Origin of the sequence: Allobosea sp. AAP35 (assembly GCF_001295925.1) — a bacterium.
In the GTDB taxonomy this organism is placed as follows: domain Bacteria; phylum Pseudomonadota; class Alphaproteobacteria; order Rhizobiales; family Beijerinckiaceae; genus Allobosea.
On sequence record NZ_LJHQ01000020.1, the window covers coordinates 51,666 to 73,367 of the forward strand.

Sequence of the window (21,702 nt, forward strand, 5' to 3'; positions counted from 1 at the left end):
CGGCACCATTCTCAGGCAATAGCCGCCCGGCGCCCCGGCAGAGTGACCTTGAACACCGCCCCGATTTCCGAGGGTTCGAGCGCAATCGTGCCGCCATGCAGCCGCACGAGTTCGGACGCGATGGCGAGCCCGAGCCCCGTTCCCCCTGGCGTGACCGAGCCGCGAAAAGCCTGGAACAGGTTGGCGCGTGCCCGCTCGGGCACGCCGGGGCCGTTGTCCGCCACGCGCAGGATGACCGAGCCATTGTCGCGCTCTGCCTTCACGGCGAGCGTCGCGCGGCCACCGGGCTCGGCGCCGGCCTGGGTCAGGGCCTGAACCGAATTGCGCATCAGGTTGAGCAGCACGCGGGCGATCTGGTCGGGATCGCAGGGCGCGATCAGCTCGGCGGGAACATCGTTGCGGAAGGACACCGGCATCGCCTCCGACAGGCCGAGCAGTTCCGCCTGTTCGGCGACGAGTTGGCGCAAGACCACGTCCTTAAGGACGGGCGTCGCCTCCGCCGCCCGTCCATAAGCCAGTGTCGCCTGGCAGAAGTCGATCGCGCGGCCAAGCGTCGCGATCAGCCGAGGTGCGAAGCGCTTGATCTTGGCGTCGCGGGTTTCGACAAGCTGGTCCGACATCAGCTGCGCCGCTGCCAGCATGTTGCGCAGATCATGGTTGATCTTGCTGACCGCGAGGCCCAGTTCGGCGAGGTGCTTCTTGGTCCGCAACTCGTCCGCGAGCGTGAACTGCATGCGGGCCAGTGCGCGCTGGGCTTCACCGATTTCGTCGGCGCGCTGCGTCGGCTCGATGATCCGGTGCGGGTTCTCGGGCTCGGCCTCGAACTCCATGACATTGGCGGCGAGCTGGCGGATCGGCCCGACGATCATCCAGTTGAGCGCGACATAGACGGCCACCGCCGTCAGCCCCGAGATCACCAGCGAGATCAGCAGCAGATTGCCCGAAAACTTCAGCATGGCCTGCCGCAGCGGCGCCTCGTCGATCACGAGCTCGACGAAATCGGCGCCGCCGACCGCCTCGCCGATGACTCGGATCGGCATCGCGGCCGGCGGCATCGCCAGCGTTTCGAGCGCCTCGCCGATCGCGCTGATCCAGCCCAGGCTGCGCAGATCGACGGTGCGGGAGACTGCCGCCGGCGGCATCGAATCGAGGCTGAGCAGGCGTCGCGCGCCGCCGACGCGAGCCGCGATGGCGCGCGCGCCGACGCCCATCAGCAATCGGTTCTCGCTGCCTTCGGGCAGGCCGTCCTGTGGCGCGCCTTCGAGGACGAGAACGGCGATCTGCGCTGCGGCCAGCCTGTCGTTGAGCCAGTTGCGCCGGAAATTGGCGACCGACGGCAGGTAGATCAGCACTTCGGCCAGCATCACGAACAGCACGGTGAGAACGAGCAGCTTCGCCGACAATCCGAGGCGCGTCAGGCCGCGCGGCAGGCTGACAGACAGCTGGTCCCTGTCGGGCGCGTGAGGTTGCATCGATCGATCCTACCCGAAACGGCGCAGGAAGCCGATGATGCGCCGCAGGCCCGGCTTTGTCGCCAGCGGCGTGAGATAGGAGCTGGCGGCACGCTTCGAGATGTCTGACAGAGCCGGATAGGGCATGACGAGTTCCGCCATGTCCTGCGCACGCAGGCCCGTCTTCAGCGCCAGCGCCCAGGTCGCGATCAATTCTCCGGCCTGCGCGCCGACGATCGAGACGCCAAGTAGCTTGCCGCGGGCGTCGGTCACCAGTTTCACGAAGCCCTCGGTCGTGCGATCCGCCTGGGCTTGCTCGTTCTCGGCGTAGGGCCAACGCAGCACGCGGATGGTGCCGGCTTTGGCGCGCGCCTCGTCCTCTGTCAGGCCGACGCTGGCGAGCGCCGGCTGTGTCTGCGTCATCCTGGGCACGGCGCGCGCAGCGAACCGGCCGGGCTGCCGGAACAGCGCGTTGCGCAGCACGAGCCGGGCCTGTTCCTCCGCGGCCTGGCCGCCACCGAAACCACCCGCAGCCCCACTTGCGCAATCGCCGATCGCGTAGACGCGCCTGTTCGTGCTGCGCAGCCCGCGGTCGACCCGGATCCCGCCCGAGTCGCTGGCGATGCCCGCAAGTTCGAGGTCGAGCGCATCGATGGCGGGCACAGGCGCCTCGGCGAGCAGCAGATGCGTGCTTTCGATGGGGTGCTCGGTTTCGGTCATGCCGGCGACTACGAGCCGCACGCCGCCCCGGATCGCTTGCGCCTGCAGCACCTGTGCCTGCTCGTGGAGAACCACGCCGTCGCGCAACAGTCTCCGGCGCAGGATCGCCACCGCCTCGGGGTCCTCGCCAGCGAGCAGGCCGGCCGGCGCGACGAGGGTGACCGCGCTACCGAGCCGCTTCATCGCCTGTGCCAGCGCGGCCGCCGAGGCGCCGCCGCCGAGCACGATCAGTCGCTCGGGTCGGCGCGTCATGGTCGCAAGGGTCGCAGCCGTCAGCCAGGATATGTCGCTCAGGCCCGGGATTGCCGGCGCGACCTGAAATGCACCCGTCGCGACCACGAAACGCCGCGCCTTGATCAACTTCTCGCCGACGGCGACCGTGCTGCGGCTGACGAAACGGGCTTCCCCCGACATCACGGTGGCCCCCAATGCCGTCAGGCGCTCGGCTGAGGCATTGGGCGCGAGCGCGGACACCGTGCGCTGGACATGGTCGTGAAGCTGCGAGGCATTGATCTCGGGCTCGACGGCCGCGATGCCGAACAGGCGTGCCTCCCGCAAGGCCTGGGCGCGTGCACCGGCGGCGGCAAGGGCTGCGATCGCACTGCTGCCCGTCTCGCCGCCCATCCTGTCGCGCTCGATCAGCACGATGGAGACACCGAAGGCGGCCGCAGCCGTTGCCACCGCCAGTCCGGCCGTACCCGCACCGATCACGCAGAGATCCGGCGTCAACGTCATAGGCTTGGCCAGCGAGGCCGCGCTCTCGCTCACGTCACAACCCCCGCAAGAGGTGTTCGAGACGACAAGGCGGATCGGTCGGCTGCTGTCGAGAGCCGGCTGACGGGCGGGACCATGCTGCCTCCCAGGTTGCTCATGCGGTTAGACGCTGATGCGTTGCAAAATCGACGGAATCAAGCCGTATCCGCGCTGACAATGATTGCAAGCGCCGGGTTGCCTGGAAAGTTCGGCGGCAGTTGGCGGAGGCGGGGGGCGTCGCGGCAGTCGTTCAAGCTCACGCGACGTTGCGGTCTTTCGTCGGCATGAAATTCGCCAATGGTTCCGGCCTGCCGAAGAGATAGCCCTGCGCCCGCTGGGCACCGAGAAGCTGGACGGCGATGCGCTGCTGCTCGGTTTCAATGCCTTCGACCACGACATTCATCGCAAGCCGACGGGCGAGTTGGCAGACAGCTTCGATGATCGCCTTCGACGCTTCGCTTGAATGAACGGTGCGGGTAAAACTTTGGTCGATCTTCACCTGGGCGAAGGGGTAGGTCGAGAGATAGGCCAGCGACGAATACCCGGTGCCGAAATCGTCGAGCGCGAAGGTCACCCCCAGCGCCCGCAATTCGTCGATCACGGCGAGCGTCGTCTTGTTGTCCTCGATCAGCAAGGACTCGGTCACTTCGAGCGTCAGACGACGCGAATCGAGATTGGAGGTGATGAGGGCGTCCTTGACCGTCTCGACGATACGGCGCGGCTCGCGGAACTGGCGCGGCGAGACATTGACCGAAACGCCGATCTCGCTGTCCCATATGGCGGCGTCCCGGCAGGCCTGCTGGATCGCCCAGTCGCCGATCATCGCGATCAGCCCCGACTGCTCCGCCACGGGGATGAAAAGCCCGGCCGACACCATTCCGCGTGTCGGATGTTGCCAGCGCATCAGGGCTTCCCGGGACAGGATCTTTCCGGTCTTCAGGTCGATGATCGGCTGATAATAGAGTTCCAGCGAGCCGTCCTCGCAGGCGCGGCGCAGATCGACTTCGAGCTCGTGGCGCTCGAGCATTTCCTCGGCCATCGCCGGATTGAAGAACATCAGCGTGTTGCGGCCGGCAGCTTTGGCTTTGTAGAGCGCGGTATCGGCATGTCGCAGCAGATCGGCCGGGGTTGCGCCATCGAATGGCGCCATCGCGATGCCGATGCTGGCCGTCACATAGACCGTCTTGTTGTCGAGAGTGAAGACCTTGGACATCGCATCGATCATGCGCTGGGCGATCATGGTGACGACGGCGTGGTTGGCGGCGGGCAGGATCAGCAGGAATTCGTCGCCGCCGAATCGAGCCAGCAGATCGCTGTCGCGGATGGTGCCGCGAAGCCGGTTGGCGGTCTCGCTCAGCACGCGATCGCCGATATCATGGCCGAGGCTGTCATTGACCTGCTTGAAGCCGTCGAGATCGACATAAAGCAAGGCGAAGGGCTCGCCAGTGCGGTCCATCCGACTGAAGGTCTCGGCGATGTTGTTGTTGTATTCGAACCGGTTGGCGAGGCCGGTCAGTTCGTCGAAGCGCGCCATCTGCTCGATGCGCGCCTCCGTCGCCTTCCGCTCGGTGGCGTCCTCGGTCGACATCAACACGCCGCCTTCAGCCGCTGGCGCGAAAGTTACGATCAGGACCCGGCCGCTGCGCGTTTGGATCTCGCGGCTCGTCGTCTGCTGCGCCAGCTGGTTTTCGGCAAGTGCCTCTCTCAGATCGCGCAGCTGGTCCGCCCCTATGACCTGCCGCTCGACCAGGAAGCGCCCGATCGCGGTGATCGGCGTGCCCGGCAAGGCAAGTGTCTCGGGCAGCCCGTACAGCGCCAGGTGCGGCGCGTTGCTCACGGCGAGCTTCAGATCGCGGTCGAACATCGCCAGCCCGTGGATCATGGTGTTGAGCGCGGCGTCAAGCGTGAGGTTTTGCGAATGCAGGGCCGAAGCCAGCGCTTTCGATTGCTTGGTCGCGTCGCTCAGCGCCAGCAGGTTGCGATGCAGCGAATTGGTGATGGCGATATTGGCTGCCACATACAGAAAAGCGAAATAGCCGATATACTGATAGTAGACATTGTGGGCCTGGATCAGCCCGAATGCCATCGGAATGCAGAAGATCAGCAACTGAACCGCGACGAATTTCGGCCGGCCGGCATTGCGCGAGACATAGCCCGATGCGATCGCGATGGTTGACGCGACCGAGGTGATATGGGCTGCGGGATCGTCCGTATGCGTCAGCGCGGCATAGCAGCTATAGCCGAGGACGGCGCTGAAGGCAGTCGCGCCCAGGAAATAGTCACGGTCCCAGCGACGCGTTTCTTCGTAGCCTTCGTTTGAATGGTCGCTCCTGCGATACGAGACGAAGGTCAGCAGCCGTAGCGCGACGACGATCGTGGTGAGTACGGTGAGATCGAGAAAAAGCTCAAGCCCCGTCGAGATCCAGCATAGAAATGGCGTCAGGATGCCGGCGACGCCGCCTGGAATGATCGAGGCGGGCGACGAGAACAACGAACTGACCAGCAGCGCATAGCCGGGCAGGTCGAAACCCTCGCCCCGATTGTGCGCCTTGGCGGTCCATAGTCGCTTGAGCCCGGCCGCCATTCCACTCCACCCTTGCGGCCGGAAGCGATTGCCCCGTGCATCCGCAATTCCTGACACGTCAGGAACTTAATGTGAGAGAGGTAAATGTTTGGTGTTGTTGGGGCCTTAAGACTCGTCAGCTCAACCTTATTGTTTCAGACGCTCAAAGCGAGAGCCGCCGCGGCAGGCCGCTGATACATCCGCGCCAGCATGCGATCCTGGGTCTGCGCGATCCGCTGCAGTTTGGATATCGCGCTGGGGGTCAGCCTCAGCATGCAGTCTGTCCAGATCTGGCCGAGATGGCCGAGCTCGTCTTGGAGGTCGCCGGCACGGCGGTTGAAGGCCGAAAACAGCGCGGTCTTGGCGGAATGCACCGGTAGCGAATCATGGGCATATTTGCGGATCCAGGCCTCGCCTGTGCCCGTCGGGACGACCGCCTCCAGGCCGCCGGCCGCCATGAATTCGTGCGCGCTCATTTCCTCGCCCGAAAGCAGCATCTGCTCGGCGGCGCGTGCGCCCATCCGCCGCGAGAGGATCGCGACCGCCGTGATCGGGAAGTGATTGAACTTGATTTCGGGGTAGACGAAGGAGGCCTGCTCCTCGGCGATCATGATGTTGCATGAGCGAGGCGCATCGATTCCTCCGCCGATTGCCTTGGCATGGATCGTCGAAAGCGTCACGACCAGCCCGTTGAGCCCGCTGGCGTTCATCACCGCCCCGGCGCTCGACAGCCGGGCATATTCGGCCAGCGCCGCGCGATCGTTCCTGGCAAGGCAGTCGAGATAGAAATCCAGATCGCCGCCGAGCGTGAAGAACGGGCCGACCCCACGGAACGCCAGGAAACGCACCGGTGCGCGATGGTACTGGTCCGGGGCACCCCATAAGGCGACGATCGCGGTCTGGATTTTGACGAGGCTGTCGAGCAACTGCAGCGTGAAGACCGGCTTCAATTCGGGACGAATCGTCACCCAGAGCGTCTTGATTTCGGGCTCATAGGCCAGCTGCGTCTCCGGCAGGAACCCGGCTCTGTGACGGATCGTGTCGATGACTTCGCAGCTGTCGAGCACGGCTGCGGGACTGGCGTTGGTAACCGAAGCGAATGACTGAAACATGCCGCTGATCCCGTGTTGCCGCGCATCGAGAGCGATGGGAACAGGGTAGGCGAAGTTAACAAACTGTAAACGAGAACTCCTTGAAATGGTTAATATCGTTAATCTTTATTCCCTAACGTCACGCTACGGTCTTGAGCGGTGATCCGCCATGGGGCGCCGTCGGAGACCAGGCATCGGCCCTGCAAACGACGCGCCGCCTGCCCCGCGCTTGTCGAAATCTGCGCATGCGGCTAACCATGCGCCGCGATTTCGCCGCGATGAAAGCGTTGAACCCCCGGTACCGAGTTGATGCCGTGAACCGTCAGACCATCATCGACGACGAGAAGAGGGCCCGCCTTGCCGCGGCCCTTCGGGAGAACCTGAAGCGCCGCAAGGCGCAGGCCCGGGCTCGTCGCGTGGAGGAGGGGCCTGCGCAGGACGAGGCACCGCTAGCCCAGGCCGGGCCCGACCGGTCCTGACCGAAATTTTCCAAGCGCCGCCAGCATCCAGCCGGCAGGCTTAGCAGGACCTGACGATGGACAAGATCCGCATCACCGGCGGCCAGCGCCTCAATGGCGCCATTCCGATCTCGGGCGCGAAGAACGCCGCCTTGCCGCTGATGATCGCAAGCCTGCTTACCGACGAGACGTTGACGCTGGCGAATGTGCCGCGCCTGTCCGATGTCAGCGCGCTGTCTCGCATCCTGTCCAACCAGGGCGTCGACAGAACCGTCGCAGGCAAGCGTGTCGGCCAGTCAGCCGAGACCGGCCAGACCATCTCCCTGACGGCCCGCCAGATCGTCGATACCTGCGCGCCCTACGAACTCGTCTCGACGATGCGCGCCAGCTTCTGGGTGATCGCGCCGATCCTCGCCCGCATGGGCGAGGCCAAGGTCTCGCTGCCAGGTGGCTGTGCGATCGGGACCCGTCCGGTCGATCTGCTACTGATGGCGCTGGAGAAGCTTGGCGCCGAGATCGAGATCGAGAACGGTTATGCGCTGGCGCGTGCGCCGAAAGGGCTCAAGGGCGCCGAGATTGTGTTCCCAAAAGTCACGGTCGGCGGCACCCATACCGCCCTGATGGCGGCCGTCCTGGCGCAGGGCACGACCGTGATCGAGAACGCGGCGCGCGAACCCGAGGTGGTCGATTTGGCCGCCTGCCTGATCAAGATGGGTGCGAAGATCGAGGGCGCCGGCACCCGCCGGATCGTCGTCACCGGCGTGGCGCGCCTCAGCGGCGCCCATCATGCCGTGCTGCCGGACCGGATCGAGACCGGGACCTACGCCATGGCGGTGGCGATGACGGGCGGCGACGTCTTGCTGGAAGGCGCGCGCGCCGACCTGCTGCAGTCGGCGCTCGACGTGCTGGTCAAGGCCGGAGTCGAGGTCAGCAGCACCAATGAGGGCATCCGTGTGCGCCGCAACGGCCAGGCGCTTGAATCGGTCGATGTCGATACCGACCCCTTCCCCGGATTTCCAACCGATCTCCAGGCTCAGTTCATGGCCCTCATGACCAGGGCCAAGGGCACGTCCCGGATTCGCGAGACCATTTTCGAAAACCGCTTCATGCATGTGCAGGAGCTGGCGCGTCTCGGCGCGAAGATCCGGCTCGAAGGCGATGCGGCCCATGTCGAGGGGGTTGCCAAGCTGACCGGTGCCCCGGTGATGGCCACCGATCTGCGCGCCTCGGTCTCGCTCGTCATCGCCGGGCTTGCCGCCGAAGGCGAAACCACGATCAACCGCGTCTATCATCTGGATCGCGGTTTCGAGGCGTTGGAGGCGAAGCTCACGCGGTGCGGTGCGCAGGTCGAGCGCATCACCGGTTGACGTTCGGGGGCGGCACGGCCAGAACACCCCCATGTCGGATGATGCCGCAGACCCACTCAAGCTCGTCGCGCTCGACGCCGACGATCTTGCGATCGTTTCAGCCCATCTCCAGGACGCGGTCCTGAAAGTGGCCGATATCGTCTGGCTGCAGGCGGAGAAGCGGTTTGCCCTCGCCTCCCGCCGCTTTGATTGGGAAGGCGTGGCGCTGGGCCAGCGCCGTCGCCGCCTGACCGCGCTGCATTTCGACCGGGTTCTCGGCGTGCGCAGCACCGGCATCGACAAGGCGACGCCGGACCAGGTTTTGAGCCTGCTGGCAATCGGTTTCACCGAGCGCGACTGCCCCGCCGGAGACGTGACCCTGCATTTTTCCGACGGCGCCGCGATCCAGCTCTCGGTCGAATGCATCGAGGCTCAGATGAAGGATCTCGGTCCGGTCTGGGAGGCGATTGCCACGCCCGGGCACCCTGACGCCCCCTGAGCCGAATCTCACGACATCAAGCGGAAAACCAAGGAACAGCGATGCCGATCTGGCTCGACGACAGCAGTGCCGATTTCGAACGGGCGTTCCGCGATCTGCTGTCGGCCAAACGCGAGGTCTCGGAAGAGGTGGATCGCGTCGTCGCCGAGATCATCGCCGCCGTGCGCGAGCATGGCGATGCCGCGGTAATCGACTACACCCGGCGCTTCGATCATCTCGACCTGACGGCCGACGCATTGCGCGTGTCGTCGGCGGAGATCGATGCGGCGGTCGCAGCCTGCCCGCCCGCCCAGCTGGAAGCGCTGCAGACGGCGCGGGATCGCATCGAGGCCTATCATCTGCGGCAGAAGCCGGAGGATGCCTGGTTCACCGACGCGGCCGGTGTCCAGAGCGGCTGGCGCTGGAGCGCCATCGAAGCCGTCGGGCTCTATGTGCCGGGCGGTACCGCGAGTTACCCCTCTTCGGTCCTGATGAATGCCGTGCCCGCCAAGGTCGCCGGCGTCGATCGTGTCGTGATGGTGGCCCCGACCCCGCGTGGCGAGACCAATCCACTCGTGCTGGCGGCGGCAAGGCTGGCCGGCGTCGACGAGATCTATCGGATCGGCGGCGCGCAGGCCGTGGCGGCTCTGGCCTATGGCACGGCGACCATCGACCCGGTTGCCAAGATCGTCGGCCCCGGCAACGCCTATGTTGCCGCCGCCAAGCGTAGGGTCTTCGGCCAGGTCGGCATCGACATGATCGCCGGCCCCTCCGAGGTTCTGATCATTGCCGACGGCACGGCCAATCCCGCCTGGATTGCCGCCGACCTGCTGGCCCAGGCCGAGCACGATGTCTCGGCCCAGTCCATCCTGATGACCGATGACGCGCAGCTGGCGGCCGAGGTCGAGAAAGCCGTCCTGGCCCAGTTGCAGACCCTGCCGCGCGCCGAGATCGCCGCCCGGAGCTGGGCCGATTATGGCGCGATCCTTCTGGTGGCCGATCTGGAAGCGGCCGTGCCGCTGGTCGACCGCCTGGCGCCGGAGCATCTCGAGATCATGACGGCCGATCCCGAGCGTCTCTCGGGCATGATCCGCAATGCTGGCGCGATCTTCCTCGGCAGCCATACGCCCGAGGCGATCGGCGACTATGTCGGCGGGCCCAACCATGTGCTGCCGACGGCGCGCTCGGCCCGCTTTTCCTCAGGATTGGGCGTTCTCGATTTCATGAAGCGCACATCGCTGCTGAGATGCGATGCCGAGGCACTGCGGACGCTTGCGCCTGCGGCGACCCGGCTGGCGGAAGCCGAGGGCTTGCAGGCGCATGCCCGTTCCGTGACGATCAGGCTCAATCTCTGAAGGCGAAACCCTTCGGAGCGGCAACTCGCCGCGACCAGAGACCGGAGGAGCGATGCCCCAGGCCGAACCATCCGCGAAGCAGTGCCTCGTCGGCGTCACGCTCGACCCGTCCTCGCTGGGCGGGGGCTCCGCCGATCAGGAGCATGAACGCGCGATCGCGATCTACGATCTGATCGAGCGCAACCGCTTCGTCCTGCCGGGCCATGATGGCGGGCCCTATCTCGCTCGCCTCGCCATGGTCGAGCGCCGGCTGGTCTTCGAGATCAAGCAGGCGGATGGGTCGCCGGTCATTACCCACCATCTTTCGCTCACGCCGTTTCGCCGCATCGTCAAGGATTACGCGATGGTCTGCGAGAGCTACTATGCCGCCATCCGCACCGCGACACCCTCGCAGATCGAGGCGATCGACATGGGCCGGCGCGGGCTGCACGACGAGGCAGCGACCATCCTGGTCGAACGTCTCGCCAGCAAGGTCGAGATCGATTTCGAGACGGCCCGGCGGCTGTTCACCCTGATCTATGCGCTGCACTGGAAAGGCTGAGTTCTTGGAGCAGCCTGCCTCGCGCAAGGTCCAGAGCGTGCTCTTCATGTGCGCGCAGAACGCCGTGCGTTCGCCGATGGCCGAGGCGATGGCAAAGCATTTCTTCGGCAGATCGGTCTATGTCCAATCCGCCGGGGCCCGGCGCGGCGAGGTCGATGCCTTCGCGCTCGCGGTCCTCGACGAGATCGGCATCGACGCCCACAAGCACAAGCCGAAATCGATCGAGGATCTCGAGGAGTGGGAGGGCCTGAATTTCGACCTGATCGTCTCGCTGTCGCCGGAAGCCCATCACAAGGCGCTCGACCTGACCCGCACGGTGGCAGCCGAGGTCGAATACTGGCCGACAGTCGACCCCACCGCCGTGCAGGGTTCGCGCGACCGGGTGCTGGATGCCTACCGCGAGGTGCGCGACGGGCTGATGCGACGGATCAAGGCACGGCTGACTGTCTAAGCGGGCTGCGTGGTCATGCGCGACAAGATGTCGCGATCGTCGGTCCCGGGAAATGCCGTGAATCCGAGCTCAATCATGGGTTGCCGACGCGGGCATGCGCCTGCACAGACAAAATTCGAGCGTTCTCGGCCCTTGCGGGTGCGCAGGCGGTGCGTCGGTCGTCAGCACAAGAGGACACGGCCTCGCCTCCCAACGGCCGCAGCCGGCGCATTGCAATTCAGCGTTGCCGCGCGATCTGCCGTGCCCGAAGTCTGACCTATCGTCGCACCGACAGCGAAGGCGACGTCGCAAGCAAACATTTAACCGCAGTCCGCTTGATTGGTCAGCGTCTGCAGGGGGGCTTGTGGGCATTCGTCTAGCTTCAGGCCATTCATGTCATCGACAACGCTAAGCAGCCCCTTGCATCGTAGACCTGTGTCGAAACGCGCCTGCGTGGGGCTTGCCCTGATCGGTATCGGCAGCACGGCCTTTGCCCTCGCGGCCCTGCCAGGCAGCCGCGCGCAGGCCGCCGGCGCGCCCGTGGCGATCGTCTTTCCGCCTTGGATCGCGGCCGAGGAAGCGGTGGCGCGCACACTGTCCGCCGGCCATCTCGTCCTGCGTTCCGGCCGCCTGGCGTCCATCGTCATCGCCGCGCCGACACCGTCGGAAGAGCGACCCGCCGGCAGGCCCGCAGGCGCGCTGATGCTGGTGGCGCTCGTCGGGCTGGCGGGCTGCCTGGATGCCCTCGCGATCGACAGGGCCGCCTCATGATCTGGACCCTCGATGTCGTTCGCCAGCGCGTCGCCTGCGTCCTGCTGGGCCTGGCCTTCCTGCATGTGCCGCTCATCGCCCTGATCGGCTGGCTGCGCGGCGAAGATATACTGGTCCCTGCCGCGCTCGCCTTCTTCATGGCGGCGGGTGCGCTGCTTCTGTTCGTCGGCCGCGGCGCTGCGTCCATCACCCAACTCGTGATGGCAATGGTTCTCATCGGCCAGGTCTCGATCATGGTCTTCAGCCTGGCCGGCCATCCCTGGCAGCCGGACATGCACATGTACTACTTCGCGGTGCTGGCGCTGCTCGCCGGCTTCTGTGACTGGCGCCCGATCGTGATGGGGGCCGCCCTGACGGCAGCCCATCACCTCGTCTTGCAATATCTGCTGCCTTCGGCCGTCTTCTATCAGGGCGGCAGTCTCCTGCGCGTGCTGCTGCATGCGGTCATCGTCGTCATCGAGACGTCTTTCCTGGCCACCATCGCGATCATCATGGAGCGCATGTTCCTGGTGAACACGGAAAACCTCGCGCTGGCGCACGCTGTCGCCGAGCGCGAGCGCGCGGCGGGAGAGCGCGAGAAGGCCCTGGCCGACGAACTGGGCCGCCGCGCCCAGACGCTGCGCGAGATTGTCAGCCGCTTTCAGGAGAAGATGGAACAGGAGATGGCGGTGCTCGACCGTTCGTCCGACGTCATGCAGGGTGAGGCCGTCACCCTGATCGAAACATCGGATAAGGCCAGGCGTCAGACCGTGCGCGTCGCCGAAGCCACGTCCGAAACCATGCTGGGCATCGACCATCTGTCCGCCGCGAGCAACCAGCTGGCCATGTCGATCGGCGAGATCGGCCGCAGCGTCACGCACTCCGCTGACGGCTCGACCACGGCGGCCGCGCTCGCGCGCAAGGCCAGCAGCGAGATCGAGATCCTCGCCCGAAACAGCGAAAAGGTCGGAGCGGTGGTCGAGCTGATCCGCAGCATCGCGGCACAGACGAGCCTGCTCGCGCTCAACGCGACGATCGAGGCCGCACGCGCCGGCGAGATGGGTCGCGGCTTCGCCGTCGTCGCCGCCGAGGTCAAGACTCTGTCGGCCCAGACGGCCAAGGCGACCGACGAGGTGTCGGACCAGATCGGCGCGATGCAGACCGCATCCCAGCGATCGCTGACCGCCATTCGTGACATCGTCACCGCCATCGGCGATGTCGAGCGGGTCGCCGAGGCGATCTCCGTATCGGTCCAGCAGCAGGGCCAGGCCACTTCCGAGATCGCGCACCAGGTCAGCATATCCTTCGATGGCGCCAGGCGCAGCGCCGACACCGTCGGCAGCTTCGAAGCCATGACGGCAAGCGCCCATCACGCCGCCCAGCAGGTGCAGGATTCAGCAGATGCGCTGGCGGCGCAGGCTCGCAACATCCGCGAAGAGGTCGCGGATTTCTGCGGGCGTGTCGCCACGGCCTGATCCCGCTACCAGGCCTTGCCGGGACCGACAGCGCCGAGGCCGAGCCAGTGGCCAAGCTTGGCGGCGATGTCGGCGAAGCTCTCGCGCCGTCCGATCGGTGCGGGCGCGATCCCCGGCCCGAAGGCCAGGATCGGCACATGCTCGCGGGTGTGGTCCGTGCCGGGCCAGGTCGGGTCGTTGCCATGGTCGGCCGTGATGATGGCGAGATCGCCCGGCTTCAGTGCCGCTTCCAGCCGGGGCAGCATCGCGTCGAACGCCTCCAGCGCCGCCGCATAGCCAGGCACGTCGCGGCGGTGACCAAACTCGGTATCGAAATCGACGAGGTTGACGAAGCAGAAGCCCCCGTCGGGCAGTCGCTCCCACGCCGCCAGCGCCGCATCGAACATCGCCGCATTTCCGAAGGGCTTGATCTCCTCGCCCGTGGCGCGATGCGCGAAGATGTCACCGATCTTGCCGACGGTGATCACTGTGCGTCCGCGCGCCGCCAGACGGTCGAGGATCGTCTCGTCCGGCGGCGGGATGGCGAAATCCTTGCGGTTGCCTGTGCGGGTGTACCCGCTATCCGCAGTTCCGGTGAAGGGCCGCGCGATCACGCGCCCGATCCGCAAGGGATCGACCAGCAGCCGCACCGTGCGGCACAGCGCATAGAGCCGCTCAAGCCCGAAATGCTCCTCATGTGCGGCGATCTGCAGCACGGAATCGACGGAGGTGTAGCAGATCGGCTTGCCGGTCTCGATGTGCTCGGCCGCGAGTTCGTCAATGATCGCCGTGCCCGAGGCATGCCGGTTGCCGAGAATTCCGGGCAGATCGCCCTCCCGGATGATGGCGGCGACGAGGGCGGACGGAAACGAGTTCTCCAGCGCGGTGAAATAGCCCCAGGCGAAGGACACCGGGCAGCCGGCGATCTCCCAGTGCCCCGAGGGCGTGTCCTTGCCCTGGCTCTTTTCGACGCCATAGCCATGCCGGCCTTCGGGGATGGCGGGCTTCGCACCGCCGGCCAGTGGCTTGCCCGTGGACGCCTCACAGGCGTGGGCGAGGCCGAGCCGCACGAGGTTCGGCAAGGCAAGCGGCCCGCTGCGCAGGCCCTCGCGATCGCCACGACCCTCAGTGCAGGCCAGTGCGATATGCCCCAGGGTGTCGGCGCCGGTGTCGCCATAGAGATGCGCGTCCTGCGCTCCGCCGCAGCCGACGGAATCGAGCACGATCAGGATGGCCCGCGTCATGCTCAGTCCCGCGCCGCGATGGCAGCCGTCGGTTCGAGATTGAGCGCCGCCGCCAGCAGCGCCTGCGTATAGGGCTCGCGCGGCGTGGAGAAGATCGCCTCGGCGGGCCCTTCCTCCACGACCTTGCCGTTCTGCATCACCAGGACGCGATGGGCCATCGCGCGCACGACCTTGAGATCATGGCTGATGAAGAGATAGCCCAGCCCGCGCCGCGCCTGCAGATCGCGCAGCAATTCGACAATCTGGACCTGGACGGACATATCGAGCGCCGAGGTCGGCTCGTCCAGCACGACGAATTTCGGATCGAGAACCATGGCGCGCGCGATCGCGATGCGCTGGCGCTGCCCACCGGAGAACTCGTGCGGGTAGCGGTCCATGGCGGAGGGATCGAGCCCGACATCGCTCAACGCCTGCGCCACGACCTCGCGGCGTTGGCCGTAGCTCTGCTGGCTGGCCTGGACGGTCAGCCCCTCGGCGACGATCTCGGCCACCGACATGCGTGGCGACAGCGAGCCGTAAGGGTCCTGGAACACGACCTGCAAATCCTTGCGCTTCGGGCGCACCTGCGCGCTCGACAGCCCGTCGATGCGGTCGCCCAGAAAGACGATCGGCCCCTCTGACGAAATCAGCCGCAGGATGGCAAGCCCCAGAGTCGTCTTGCCCGAGCCGGATTCGCCGACGACGCCCAGCGTCTCGCCGGCGCGAACGCTCACGGAAATGCCATCGACCGCCTTCACATGGCCGGTCGTCTTGCGCAGGAAGCCGGTCTTGATCGGGAACCAGACCTTGATCGGCCCGGCCTCGACCAGCGTCGCGGCGTTGGCCGGCACGGGGGCCGGGCGGCCCTTGGGCTCGGCGGCGAGCAGGCGCTGCGTATAGGCATGCTGCGGGTTGCCGAAGATCTCGGCAACCGGCCCCTGTTCGACGATCTGGCCCTTCAGCATCACGCAGACCCGGTCCGCGATGCGCCGCACGATGCCGAGATCATGGGTGATGAACAGCATCGCCATGCCGAGCCGGCCCTGAAGCTCCTTCAGCAGCTTCAGGATCTGTGCCTGCACGGTCACGTCGAGCGCCGTCGTCGGCTCGTCGGCGATGAGCAGATGCGGCTCATTGGCGAGCGCCATCGCGATCATCACGCGCTGGCGCTGCCCGCCCGAAAGCTGGTGCGGATAGGCGTCGAGCCGGCTTTCCGCATCGCGGATGCCGACCAGCGCCAGAAGTTCGAGAGTGCGGGCTCGCGCCTTGTCGCCACGCAGGCCCTTGTGCAGCTCGAGGATCTCTCCGATCTGCCGCGCGATCGTGTGCAGCGGGTTGAGCGAGGTCATCGGCTCCTGGAACACCATGGTGATGTCATTGCCGCGCACCTTGCGCAGCGCATCCTCGTCAGCCGCGATCAGATCCTGACCGTTGAACAGGACTTGTCCGGAGGGGTGATAGGCGGAAGGGTAGTTCAGCAGCTTGAGGATCGAGAGCGCCGAGACCGATTTGCCCGAGCCGGATTCGCCGACGATCGCCAGCGTCTCACCCTTGGCGAGGTCGAAGGAGACGCGGTCGACGGCCAGCGTCTCGCGGCCGCCCTGGCGAAAGGCGACGGAGAGGTCGCGGACGGAAAGGAGGGGCAGGGGAGTCAAATTCGTGCCTTTGATGCCAACTTGGCCATCAGGTTAGCTAGAGCTTGATCGGGCGTTGCACCCGACGCGATCCAGTGCGGTGGATCACGCCAGAATTCCTGCGCGTCGCAGTCATCGCCATGAGGCCCTTGTTCGAGAGTGCGTATAACGCGATAGCAGCCGTTCTCAAGCGTGTCCGCTCCATTGACAGCAAGCCAGGCGCCTTTGGAATAACAGCCGCCATAGCGGTCTTCTACGATTGCAACCGGATGGATCGCGGATTCTTCGGTCATTGCGGCCTCCCAATACAATTTTTGATTGTATTGGTTTGGTGCTGCCTCACGCAAACGTCTTCCGCGGGTCAAACGCATCTCGCACCGCCTCGCCGATGAAGATCAGCAGCGACAGCATCAGCGCGATCACGACGAAGCCCGAGAGGCCGAGCCAGGGCGCCTGCAAGTTGGATTTACCCTGCGCCAGAAGCTCTCCCAGCGAGGGCGAGCCGGGTGGCAGCCCGAAGCCGAGAAAGTCGAGCGAGGTGAGCGTCGTGATCGAGCCGTTCAGGATGAAGGGCAGGAAGGTCAGCGTCGCCACCATCGCATTGGGCAGGAGATGCTTGACCATGATCGAGGCATCAGACAGCCCCAGCGCCCGCGCCGCCCGGACATATTCGAAATTGCGCGCCCGCAGGAATTCCGCCCGCACCACGCCCACCAGCGCGACCCAGGAGAACAGCAGGAGGATGCCGAGCAGCACGAAGAAGCTCGGGGTGATGATCGCCGCGACGATGATCAGCAGATACAGCGCCGGGATCGAGGTCCAGATCTCGATGACGCGCTGGAAAATGAGGTCGGTCCAGCCACCGAAATAACCCTGAATGGCGCCGGCCGCGATGCCGATGACCGAGGAGATGCCGCACAGGATCAGCCCGAACAGGATCGAGATGCGGAAGCCGTAGATCAGCCGCGCCACCACGTCGCGGCCCTGGTCGTCGGTGCCGAGCCAGTTCCATTCGAGGTCGCGGCAGCCCGTGCCGCCGCTTCGCTGCGCGATCGCGAGGCACTGCTCGTCCTTGAGCATCCAGGTCGGCGGGGCCGGTGCCGGCACCGGTAGATCGAGATTATGCGTGCGGTAGCTGTAGCGGATCGGCGGCCAGACGGCGAAGCCGTTCTCGTTGATTTCCGTGGCGATGACCGGGTCGCGATAGTCGGTCGTGGCGAGGAAGCCGCCGAATTTCTCCTCCGGATAGTTCACCACGATCGGGAACAGCCACTCGCCCTTGTAGCGCACGATCAACGGACGGTCGTTGGCCAGGAACTCGGCGAAGAGCGACAGTACGAACAGGATCAGGAAGATCCAAAGCGACCACCAGCCTCGCTTGTTGGCCTTGAAGTTGTCGAGCCTGCGCCGGTTGATCGGCGAGAGCTTGAGCCAGCCCTGGTTGGCTTGAGCCGGTGCGAGCGGGGCCTCGCCGCGCAGGGCGGCTGGCGGGGGAGCGGTCAGCGTATCGGACATCTTATGTCTCCCGCGTCTCGAAATCGATGCGGGGGTCGACCCAGGTATAGGTCAGGTCGGTGAGGAGGTGCACGACGAGGCCGATCAGCGAGAAGATGTAGAGATTGGCGAAGACCACCGGATAGTCCCGGTTGACGATCGCTTCGAAGGACAACAGGCCCAGCCCGTCGAGCGAGAAGATCGTCTCGATCAGAAGCGAACCGGCAAACAGTGCGCCGACGAAGGCACCCGGAAAGCCCGCGATGACGATCAGCATGGCGTTGCGGAAGACGTGGCCGTAAAGCACGCCGCGCTCGGACAGGCCCTTCATCCGCGCGGTCAGCACGTACTGCTTGCGGATCTCATCGAGAAACGAGTTCTTCGTCAGAAGCGTCGATGTCGCGAACGCGCCCAATGCCATCGCGGTGACGGGCAGGGCGATGTGCCAGAGATAATCGGCGATCTTTCCGAAGACGCTCAGCTCCGAGAAATTGTCGGAGTAGAGCCCCCGCAGCGGGAAGATCTGCCAGAACGAGCCGCCGGCAAACAGCACGATCAGCAGGATCGCGAAGAGGAAGCCCGGGATGGCATAACCGACGATCACGACGGCGCTGGTCCAGGTGTCGAAGCGCGAGCCGTCCTTGACCGCCTTGCGGATGCCGAGCGGGATCGAGATCGCGTAGGAGAGCAGCGTCATCCACAGGCCGAGCGAGATCGAGACCGGCAGCTTCTCCTTGATCAACTGCAGGACGGGTGCATCGCGGAAATAGCTGCGGCCGAAATCGAAGCGGATATAATCCCAGAGCATTTTGCCGAAGCGCTCATGCGCCGGCTTGTCGAAGCCGAACTGCTTTTCCAGTTCCTTGATGAAGGCCGGGTCGAGCCCCTGGGCGCCGCGATAGGAGGAGGCGTCTCCGCCCGATTGCGCGCCGGAATCGCCGGCCGAGCTTCCGCCGACGCGATCGGCCGCGCCGCCGCTATTGGGGTTCTGGAGCTGCGAGATCACCCGTTCGACCGGCCCGCCGGGTGCGAACTGCACGATCACGAAGGAGATCAGCAGGATGCCGAACAGCGTCGGCACCATCAGGGCGATGCGGCGCGCGATATAGCTCAGCATGCCACTTTACGCTTTCCCGATCCGCTTCGCCTTCTCGGCATCATACCACCAGATCGATGGCGCGCCGGAACCGAATTTCGGCTTGGTCTGCGGCCGGTCGAACATGTCCCAATAGGCCAGCCATTCGGTCGGGTTCCACCACATCGGAATCCAGTAGCGTCCGGCCCGCAGCACGCGGTCGAGGCATTTCGCCGCGATGACGACCTCCGCATAGCTATCGGCCTGGCCAATCCGCTCGATCATGGCGTCGATGGCGGGGCTTGAGACGCCGCCGACATTGCGCGAGCCGCGCGTCTTGGCAGCTTCAGAACCATAGACGATCCGCAAGCTGTCGCTGGGGATCGCGCTGCCGCCCAGCGCCCGGCTGATGATATCGAAATCGAACTCGTCGAGCCGGCGCTGATACTGCGCGCCGTCGACGATGCGCGAGGTCGCGGTGATGCCGAGCCGTTTGAGATTGGCCTGGAAGGGCTGCGTATGCGGCTGCAACGCGCCTTGCGAATCGAGGAACTCGATCTCGAAGGGCTGGCCGTTGGGCAGTTTGAGAACAGCGCCGTCGCGCTTGCAGCCGGCCGCGCGGAACATCTCGTCGGCCCGGCGCAGAAGCGTCCGATCGCTGCCCGATCCGTCGGAGACCGGCGGCAGGAAGGGCTCGCCGAAGACCTCGTCGGGCACCTGGCCGCGGAACGGCTCGAGCAGCTTGAGTTCCTCGGGCGAGGGCAGGCCGATGGCCTTGGAGTCCGAATTCTCGAAATAGGAGGTCATGCGCGAGAAGGACGAGAACATGATGTTCCGGTTCGTCCATTCGAAATCGAAGCACAGGCCCAGCGCCTCACGGATAAGCGGATCGCCGAATTTCTCGCGGCGCAGGTTGAAGATCCAGCCCTGAGAGCCTGTCGGGTCCGTCTTCGGCAGGCCCTCCTTCTTGACCTTGCCCTCGTGGATCGCCGGAAAATCATAGCCGGTCGCCCAGATGCGCGAGGTGAACTCCTCCTGGAAGGTGATGACGCCGCTCTTGAACGCCTCGAACGCCACCTGCCGGTCGCGGAAATACTCCCAGCGCACCCGGTCGAAATTGTTGGTGCCGATGTTGACGGGCAGATCCTTGCCCCAGTAGTCGACGACGCGTTCGAACTCAATGAAGCGTCCCTGCTCGAAACGACCGACCTTGTAGGCGCCCGAGCCGAGCGGCGGCTCCAGTGTGGACGCCTCGAAACTCCGGGTCGACCAGAATTTCTCGGAGAACACCGGCAGGCCGGCGACGATCAGATGCAGGTCGCGGCTGCGCCGGGGCGAAAGCTGCGCGACGAAGATATCGTCGCTCTCGGCGATAGCCGAGACCAACTCGTTCAGCATCAGCCGGTAGGAGGGGTGCCCCTTGGTCTTGAGCAGGTTCATGCTGAAGGCGACGTCGGAGGCGGTCACCCGGCTGCCATCATGGAAACGCGCTTCCGGCCTCAGCCGGAAGCGAAAGGTCAGCTTGTCCGCCGAGACCGCGACACTTTTCGCCAGGAGCCCGTAAAGCGTGCCGGGCTCGTCTCCCGAACCCGCCATCAGGCTGTCGAAGCAGGAATCCATGCCCGCCGCGCCGTCACCCTGCAGGACGAAGATGTTGAGCGTGTTGAAGGTGTCGAAGCTCTGGTTGCCGCTGCTGCGCTTGATCTGGATCGTCAGTGTCCCGCCCTTGGGGGCTTTGGGATTCACATAAGGGAAATGCGGGAAGTCTGCCGGCAGCCCCAGTTCGCCGAAGGTCGAGAGGCCGTGGACCTCCGCTCCTTGCGCCAAAGCGCGCCCGTCCAACCCCGGCAGCATCGCTCCGGACGCCGCAAGCGCGCCGGCCTCCAGGATCCGGCGGCGGGTGATGCGAATCGTCATCGTGTCGCGTCTCCTCGTCGATCGGGCCTCTCGCGATTCGCCCGGTTCATCTCGCCCGCCCTGTGAGGGCGCGCAACCCTGACACTCGACGCCATCGTGGCGGCAACACCATGGCGGGCGCAAGCGCAACCCAAGAAGCGAAAGCGCGACCCCGAAAAAGTGAAAGCCGGGCGCAGGGCCCGGCCTCATACGGTACCAGCGTTGCCGCGGGAGCCCGGCTCAGGGTGCCGGCAGCGGCTTGGGAGCGTCGGCGAGCTTGTTGAGATAGGCGACGACGTCGGCGCGCGTGTCGGGGCGGCCGATGCCTGCATAAGCCATGCTCGTGCCGGGCATGTAGGCCTTGGGGTTCTTCAGGAAACCATCGAGTTGCGCGGCTTCCCAGGCTTCTCCCGATTTGGCCTTCATCGCAGCCGAATAGGCGAAGCCCTCAACAGCGCCCTTTGGGCGGGCATAGACGTCGTAGAGGTGCGGGCCGATCTTGTTGGCGCCGCCCTTTTCAAACGCATGGCATGCCTTGCAGGCGCCGACGGCCTTTTCGCCACGGGCAGCATCGGCGGCGGCGAGACGCACCGCGATAGGCTCCTCGGCGGCAGGAGCAGCGGCCGCGGCTGCGACCGGCTCGTCGCTTGGCAGGTCGAAGCCGGGAACGGCAGGCTTTTGCGGTGCGAACACGATGCCGGCCATCATGTTCAGCCCCATCACCACCAGAAGCGTCGAGAGAGCCGCACCGGCGATCTTGTTGGTTTCGATATTCATCGTATCCGAACCCTCGGCCGCCCACACGGATCGTGCAGGAAGCAAGACAGCGTGAGGCGACCTCGCGAGCCCGCCATGCGAGCGTTGCTTAACCGCTTTGCGCGCTGCATTGCAACTCGTATAAGCACGCGCCGCTTTGAGACTTTTTGACGCTTGCAAGCACGCTCTGCGCCTGGCGCAACGCCTGCAGACCCCCACCATGAGTTCGCCCCC

At 65.6% G+C, this 21,702-nt stretch carries 19 protein-coding genes; 8 read left to right on the plus strand and 11 right to left on the minus strand.

Features of this window, described 5'->3' with window-relative positions:
- Positions 1–11: 11 nt before the first annotated feature.
- From IP69_RS08385 to IP69_RS08400, 4 genes are all read right to left on the minus strand, one after another.
- Positions 12–1,472, minus strand: a complete 1,461-nt coding sequence (locus IP69_RS08385) for a HAMP domain-containing sensor histidine kinase (protein ID WP_054142366.1) — start codon at positions 1,470–1,472, stop codon at positions 12–14.
- 9 nt (positions 1,473–1,481) lie between these two features.
- The gene (locus IP69_RS08390) at positions 1,482–2,939 is read right to left on the minus strand and encodes an FAD-dependent oxidoreductase (RefSeq protein ID WP_054142367.1); all 1,458 of its coding nucleotides are present in this window, start codon (positions 2,937–2,939) and stop codon (positions 1,482–1,484) included.
- Positions 2,940–3,180: 241 nt separating this feature from the next.
- Entirely contained in the window at positions 3,181–5,508 is a 2,328-nt protein-coding gene (locus IP69_RS08395) for an EAL domain-containing protein (RefSeq protein WP_054142368.1), read from the minus strand.
- 134 nt (positions 5,509–5,642) lie between these two features.
- Positions 5,643–6,599, minus strand: coding sequence for an enoyl-CoA hydratase-related protein (locus IP69_RS08400; protein WP_054142369.1), 957 nt, complete (start codon positions 6,597–6,599; stop codon positions 5,643–5,645).
- Between the two features lie 236 nt (positions 6,600–6,835).
- Between IP69_RS08400 and IP69_RS08405 the strand changes: the two genes are divergently transcribed.
- From IP69_RS08405 to IP69_RS22495, 8 genes are all read left to right on the plus strand, one after another.
- Positions 6,836–7,057: a hypothetical protein gene (locus IP69_RS08405; protein WP_248306762.1), complete on the plus strand. Its 222-nt coding sequence runs from the start codon at positions 6,836–6,838 to the stop codon at positions 7,055–7,057.
- A 56-nt stretch (positions 7,058–7,113) separates the two neighbouring features.
- On the plus strand, positions 7,114–8,403 hold the full coding sequence (gene murA / locus IP69_RS08410) for a UDP-N-acetylglucosamine 1-carboxyvinyltransferase (protein ID WP_054142371.1): 1,290 nt from the start codon (positions 7,114–7,116) through the stop codon (positions 8,401–8,403).
- 31 nt (positions 8,404–8,434) lie between these two features.
- A complete protein-coding gene (locus IP69_RS08415; protein WP_054142372.1) occupies positions 8,435–8,881 on the plus strand; it encodes a DUF2948 family protein in 447 nt (148 codons plus the stop codon).
- A 41-nt stretch (positions 8,882–8,922) separates the two neighbouring features.
- Complete coding sequence (gene hisD / locus IP69_RS08420; protein ID WP_054142373.1) at positions 8,923–10,215, plus strand: histidinol dehydrogenase; 1,293 nt, start codon at positions 8,923–8,925, stop codon at positions 10,213–10,215.
- A gap of 52 nt (positions 10,216–10,267) precedes the next feature.
- The gene (locus IP69_RS08425) at positions 10,268–10,756 is read left to right on the plus strand and encodes a UPF0262 family protein (protein ID WP_054142374.1); all 489 of its coding nucleotides are present in this window, start codon (positions 10,268–10,270) and stop codon (positions 10,754–10,756) included.
- A gap of 46 nt (positions 10,757–10,802) precedes the next feature.
- Entirely contained in the window at positions 10,803–11,207 is a 405-nt protein-coding gene (locus IP69_RS08430; protein WP_248306766.1) for a low molecular weight phosphatase family protein, read from the plus strand.
- A gap of 414 nt (positions 11,208–11,621) precedes the next feature.
- Complete coding sequence (locus IP69_RS08435; protein ID WP_054142376.1) at positions 11,622–11,957, plus strand: hypothetical protein; 336 nt, start codon at positions 11,622–11,624, stop codon at positions 11,955–11,957.
- Complete coding sequence (locus IP69_RS22495) at positions 11,954–13,411, plus strand: methyl-accepting chemotaxis protein (RefSeq protein WP_054142377.1); 1,458 nt, start codon at positions 11,954–11,956, stop codon at positions 13,409–13,411. Before IP69_RS08435 ends, IP69_RS22495 begins: the two co-directional genes overlap by 4 nt.
- A 5-nt stretch (positions 13,412–13,416) precedes the next feature.
- On the opposite strand, the gene IP69_RS08445 is transcribed toward IP69_RS22495, so the two are convergent.
- From IP69_RS08445 to IP69_RS08470, 7 genes are all read right to left on the minus strand, one after another.
- On the minus strand, positions 13,417–14,634 hold the full coding sequence (locus IP69_RS08445; protein WP_054142378.1) for a phosphopentomutase: 1,218 nt from the start codon (positions 14,632–14,634) through the stop codon (positions 13,417–13,419).
- A gap of 2 nt (positions 14,635–14,636) precedes the next feature.
- Positions 14,637–16,268 (minus strand): ABC transporter ATP-binding protein, encoded by a 1,632-nt coding sequence (locus IP69_RS08450; protein WP_054142379.1) that lies wholly within the window; start codon positions 16,266–16,268, stop codon positions 14,637–14,639.
- Positions 16,265–16,540 (minus strand): hypothetical protein, encoded by a 276-nt coding sequence (locus tag IP69_RS21795; RefSeq protein WP_156323350.1) that lies wholly within the window; start codon positions 16,538–16,540, stop codon positions 16,265–16,267. Before IP69_RS21795 ends, IP69_RS08450 begins: the two co-directional genes overlap by 4 nt.
- A gap of 46 nt (positions 16,541–16,586) precedes the next feature.
- The gene (locus tag IP69_RS08455) at positions 16,587–17,762 is read right to left on the minus strand and encodes an ABC transporter permease (RefSeq protein WP_054142380.1); all 1,176 of its coding nucleotides are present in this window, start codon (positions 17,760–17,762) and stop codon (positions 16,587–16,589) included.
- A gap of 1 nt (position 17,763) precedes the next feature.
- The gene (locus IP69_RS08460) at positions 17,764–18,858 is read right to left on the minus strand and encodes a microcin C ABC transporter permease YejB (protein ID WP_054142381.1); all 1,095 of its coding nucleotides are present in this window, start codon (positions 18,856–18,858) and stop codon (positions 17,764–17,766) included.
- A gap of 6 nt (positions 18,859–18,864) precedes the next feature.
- Positions 18,865–20,733, minus strand: coding sequence for an extracellular solute-binding protein (locus IP69_RS08465; protein ID WP_054142382.1), 1,869 nt, complete (start codon positions 20,731–20,733; stop codon positions 18,865–18,867).
- Between the two features lie 219 nt (positions 20,734–20,952).
- The gene (locus tag IP69_RS08470; protein ID WP_054142418.1) at positions 20,953–21,489 is read right to left on the minus strand and encodes a c-type cytochrome; all 537 of its coding nucleotides are present in this window, start codon (positions 21,487–21,489) and stop codon (positions 20,953–20,955) included.
- Positions 21,490–21,702: the final 213 nt, after the last annotated feature.

What these genes read in the sequence shown, in the direction of transcription:
- IP69_RS08385 (WP_054142366.1), bottom strand. Translation starts at nt 1,472, where the DNA reads ATGCAACCTCACGCGCCCGACAGGGACCAGCTGTCTGTCAGCCTGCCG.
- IP69_RS08395 (WP_054142368.1), bottom strand. Translation starts at nt 5,508, where the DNA reads ATGGCGGCCGGGCTCAAGCGACTATGGACCGCCAAGGCGCACAATCGG.
- IP69_RS08400 (WP_054142369.1), bottom strand. Translation starts at nt 6,599, where the DNA reads ATGTTTCAGTCATTCGCTTCGGTTACCAACGCCAGTCCCGCAGCCGTG.
- IP69_RS08405 (WP_248306762.1), top strand. Translation starts at nt 6,836, where the DNA reads ATGCGCCGCGATTTCGCCGCGATGAAAGCGTTGAACCCCCGGTACCGA.
- murA (WP_054142371.1), top strand. Translation starts at nt 7,114, where the DNA reads ATGGACAAGATCCGCATCACCGGCGGCCAGCGCCTCAATGGCGCCATT.
- IP69_RS08415 (WP_054142372.1), top strand. Translation starts at nt 8,435, where the DNA reads ATGTCGGATGATGCCGCAGACCCACTCAAGCTCGTCGCGCTCGACGCC.
- hisD (WP_054142373.1), top strand. Translation starts at nt 8,923, where the DNA reads ATGCCGATCTGGCTCGACGACAGCAGTGCCGATTTCGAACGGGCGTTC.
- IP69_RS08425 (WP_054142374.1), top strand. Translation starts at nt 10,268, where the DNA reads ATGCCCCAGGCCGAACCATCCGCGAAGCAGTGCCTCGTCGGCGTCACG.
- IP69_RS08430 (WP_248306766.1), top strand. Translation starts at nt 10,803, where the DNA reads ATGTGCGCGCAGAACGCCGTGCGTTCGCCGATGGCCGAGGCGATGGCA.
- IP69_RS22495 (WP_054142377.1), top strand. Translation starts at nt 11,954, where the DNA reads ATGATCTGGACCCTCGATGTCGTTCGCCAGCGCGTCGCCTGCGTCCTG.
- IP69_RS08445 (WP_054142378.1), bottom strand. Translation starts at nt 14,634, where the DNA reads ATGACGCGGGCCATCCTGATCGTGCTCGATTCCGTCGGCTGCGGCGGA.
- IP69_RS21795 (WP_156323350.1), bottom strand. Translation starts at nt 16,540, where the DNA reads ATGACCGAAGAATCCGCGATCCATCCGGTTGCAATCGTAGAAGACCGC.
- IP69_RS08455 (WP_054142380.1), bottom strand. Translation starts at nt 17,762, where the DNA reads ATGTCCGATACGCTGACCGCTCCCCCGCCAGCCGCCCTGCGCGGCGAG.
- IP69_RS08460 (WP_054142381.1), bottom strand. Translation starts at nt 18,858, where the DNA reads ATGCTGAGCTATATCGCGCGCCGCATCGCCCTGATGGTGCCGACGCTG.
- IP69_RS08465 (WP_054142382.1), bottom strand. Translation starts at nt 20,733, where the DNA reads ATGACGATTCGCATCACCCGCCGCCGGATCCTGGAGGCCGGCGCGCTT.
- IP69_RS08470 (WP_054142418.1), bottom strand. Translation starts at nt 21,489, where the DNA reads ATGAATATCGAAACCAACAAGATCGCCGGTGCGGCTCTCTCGACGCTT.